This window comes from Serratia sp. CoH_122_TC_1 (genome assembly GCF_058191755.1).
Map to the genome: position 1 here is coordinate 1 of NZ_JBXWLA010000044.1, position 3,721 is coordinate 3,721.

Sequence of the window (3,721 nt, forward strand, 5' to 3'; positions counted from 1 at the left end):
TCGCCACTGGCGGTAGCCACTGGTAACAGGTTTGCAGAGCGAAGCTTAACAAGAACTCTTGAAGTGGGGCCCTGAGTGAGGCTACACTGGAAGGACAGTATTTGGTATCTGCGCTCTGCAAAAGCCAGTTACCACGGTTAAGGAATCTGCCAGGATTCTTTAACCTTCGAAAAAACCACCTTACAGGGTGGTTTTTTCGTTTCTGCACAAGAGACTACAACTCGTAGCACTAAATCTCAATACATCCTTGAAAAACTCAACGCCGAATTAGCAACATTTTATATGCTGTTATATTGGTGTAGTCGGTGTGTAGTTTAGTCTGAGGAAAATAAAGGATTATGGTGAGGATCATCAGATCGCGGGAAGGGATCATGTTCAGGAGAAAAACCTACAACTAAAACCGTTCCATCGTCCAGTTTTTGGTAATGAATTACTTCTTTAGAAGTTAATCCCCTAGCATTGAAACCCAAGTTGAAAGTCATAGATCGAACCTGGACAGAGTCGCCATAAGGCCCGCAGTGATAATGCCAATAGTTTCCGTCCTCATAGGCATCAGTGTCTGGGATTTTTGTCTCTTCATCTCGCAACCATGAAGGCTTATTCTTGCCGGGAAGAGGCTCTTCTCGCGTAATTTTACCCAAGAAAATAGTAAGCGCCGTCAGTTGGTCTGGCTTGAGGTTGGGTAGGTCAACGAAATACTGTTCACTTAGCTGACCAAACTGGAAAGCTGAATGAAGTTCAAACTTATTGAATTTTATCGTCATCAAGCACTTTCCACTTACTTTTCAAAGCAAGTAGATAGCATATCAAAGATAGACTGATCAGACTGCGGAGAATTACATTTCAAACCCGCTGAGGTCTGGTTTTTATATGAGCGTGAGAGCAGCACATCGTCAGCACGAGATTTGTACTGCTTACGACGTTCTGAATCGCAGCTGTTTTTACCAAATCGTACGTTCGCCAACATGTAAGTCCTATGTTTTTGTGAAGGGGTTCAGGTCTAAACCTGTAAATATGATGGTAAGAGAGGGGGGCGTGCAACGCTATAGATTTAGGTTTTTTACCTCCACTCAAGGGCGGCATTGATGCCGCCCTAATAATAAATCATAATAACAATACCTATATACATAGGTATTGTTATTATGATTGGGGTATAAATTTGAAATCAGAAATTGAGCTCAAAAAAGCAGGGGATAGTCCATTTGAGATCCCTGAAAAGATCCTCGCCATCTGGGGAAGAAGTATCTTGGGTTCAGGCTGGACATCCATTCCTAATGAGCTTCTTAAAAACCAAGCAAAGCTCAGAATGAGCAATACAGAGCTTGTTCTTGTTATTCACCTTGTATCATTCATACACAATGCTGAAGCGAGAGTTTTCCCCTCAATTAAGCTTCTCTCAGAACGAATGAGTCAAGACAGGCGAACAATACAAAGAACACTCGGTAAGCTAGTTGAGCAAGACATATTGAGAATAAAAGTTCGCTCAACGGGTAAGAACGACAAAGGGATGACAAACATTTATGACCTTACCCCTTTGATGCTTAAATTGATTAACCTTCAGATCCCTACCCTTAAAACCCCGACAGAAAAACACTCATGTCCTGTATGCGGTAAAACTGCAATATCAAGAGATGAGATAGCGAAAGAATTTGGTTTCAGGACGGATGCAAACGGAAGAGAGAGGACCCAAAGCTGGTGTAGACAATGCCGTGGAAGGAAACACCTCGATTTACCATAATACTCAAGTTACACAGGTCGGAGATCAAATAAATCCGGCGATGATTTTTCACTTTCCCCCTTGAAAATAAACATAAATAAACCCATCTCCAGAGTACGGCTACATGGTGCAGCCGTACTCTGGAGATCATGAATAATGGCAGATTTTTATATTTCGGCTATTCGTATGGACAACACAGGACAGCACATCGAATGGGTAAAAACCCATAAAAAAACTAGCGATACTTCACTTGATACTACAGGTTCAACAAACTCAAGAAAGTTCGTTGGTGAACTCATTAGTACCGGAAAAGTCACCTTCAAGACCGTGACTTGGGATAGCTCAGCTAAAAAATGGACTATCGGAGCCAAAGTCGAAGTCATGGCCGACGGTTACATCACTACAGACCCAAATAAAACTAAACGTGACAATCTGGGCAATTTGCCAAAATTTTAATGATTCACACAGCTAGAAAAATTAAAGCCGCCAATTTGAGCGGCTTTTTTGTATCACCCAGCCGCCAAGATTTACCATAACATCCGTTTCCCGCACCGCCGCAGACGCCATCAGCGCGATTCTGAGGCCTAAGCCATAAAACCACCTCAATCCCCCGCCAAAATCCACGCTAAATGGCGTACAGGCCGTTTAACGGCATGAATGGTTATGCAGTTCAACCTGACGAAGTGGCTTTTGGGTGGGATCTTTGACGAACGGCTGATTTTTACCGTTCTGCTCGTCTGAAAACGGTGAACGGGCGGGCAATTGATTGCACGGCCGTGAAGCGTTGGCCAAGCCGGCGGCGCGGCAGTGATGATCAGCGGCGCCAGCGTTGCCACCACCGCCTGACGATCGTCGGTTCAGCCCTTACCGGGTGGTACTCCAGACGCAAGACGGTGGCTTTCAGATCGGCGATCTCCTGCCTTAATGCCCGTATCTCATCAATCAAGACTTCCTGATCACCAGTGCCAACAGGCTGTGACACGGTGTGCCGTGTAGTTGTGTCAGCAGGCTGCAATTCGCCATACACGCGCAGCAATTCAGATGTCTCTAACTCGCGCCGACCAGCGGCATTACCGCGCCAAGACAAGCGGCCTGCCGCCATATCTCGATACAACGTTCGCCGACTTTTTCCGGTCAATGCCTGCGCCTGAGCCACACTGTGCCATGCCATAAATACCTCCTTTTTTGGCACAAGTATAAAAGCAATTTCGGGTGTCGGGGCCACGCCCTGACCAACGTGTTGTCATCGCCAGGGACACCGACGGTAATGACAACACATTTCCTGTCCACCAACACCGTTTTGTGGTCATCGCCTTTGGCGGTGCTACAAAACACATCTGGTCCCGCTTAAGAGCCGTAGGCAACGGAGTAACCGAGCAGCCATGTAATGACGTCAAACGGGAACACAGTGCCTATCTTGCATCGTCAACAAAAGCACTAAAGTGACCGTGCGATAAACCACCATAGATGCACTTCCGCTTCCTCGCGTTGACAGACTGCGCTAGTCAACACTGCGGCGAGCGGTGGGGATAAGAAGACAAACGGGAAGATGGCAGAGAGACGAAAGACAGGGAAGAGGCCGCGGCACACAGTGCCGTTTTTCCATAGGCTCCGCCCTCCTGATGAGCTTCACAAAAATCGATGGATTTCCGGTGCTCAAATCAGAAGCGGCGAAACCTGACAGGACTTAAAGATCCCCACCGTTTCCGATGAGTCGCTCCCTCGTGCGCTCTCCTGTTCCCACCCTGAGGTTTACCCGTTGCAGACCGCCGTAAGGTGGCGTTTTCTCATTCCTTCCCGTGCAACTGGGTTCCTTGTAGGTGGTTCGCTCCAAGCTGGACTATCTGCACGAACTCCCCGTTTAGTCCAACTACCGCGCCATGTCAGGTAACACACTCTTGAGTCCAACCCTGACAGGCACGAAAAATCGCCACTGGCGGTAGCCACTGGTAACAGGTTTGCAGAGCGAAGCTTAACAAGAACTCTTGAAGTGGGGCCCTGAGT

Annotated in this window: 4 protein-coding genes; 2 read left to right on the forward strand and 2 right to left on the reverse strand. The window is 47.1% G+C overall.

What is annotated here, in order from left to right; all coding sequences use genetic code 11:
* Positions 1–314: 314 nt before the first annotated feature.
* Positions 315–764, reverse strand: a complete 450-nt coding sequence (locus AC2FC2_RS26735) for a hypothetical protein (protein WP_490660183.1) — start codon at positions 762–764, stop codon at positions 315–317.
* A gap of 395 nt (positions 765–1,159) precedes the next feature.
* Here AC2FC2_RS26735 and AC2FC2_RS26740 point away from each other — a divergent pair, with 395 nt between their 5' ends.
* Positions 1,160–1,738 carry a helix-turn-helix domain-containing protein gene (locus tag AC2FC2_RS26740; protein ID WP_490660184.1) on the forward strand — a complete coding sequence of 193 codons (579 nt, stop codon included), beginning with the start codon at positions 1,160–1,162 and terminating at the stop codon, positions 1,736–1,738.
* 135 nt (positions 1,739–1,873) lie between these two features.
* Positions 1,874–2,173 carry a DUF3892 domain-containing protein gene (locus tag AC2FC2_RS26745; protein ID WP_262033710.1) on the forward strand — a complete coding sequence of 100 codons (300 nt, stop codon included), beginning with the start codon at positions 1,874–1,876 and terminating at the stop codon, positions 2,171–2,173.
* Positions 2,174–2,531: 358 nt separating this feature from the next.
* On the opposite strand, the gene AC2FC2_RS26750 is transcribed toward AC2FC2_RS26745, so the two are convergent.
* The gene (locus AC2FC2_RS26750; RefSeq protein ID WP_490660185.1) at positions 2,532–2,888 is read right to left on the reverse strand and encodes an entry exclusion protein 1; all 357 of its coding nucleotides are present in this window, start codon (positions 2,886–2,888) and stop codon (positions 2,532–2,534) included.
* Between the last annotated feature and the right edge of the window lie 833 nt (positions 2,889–3,721).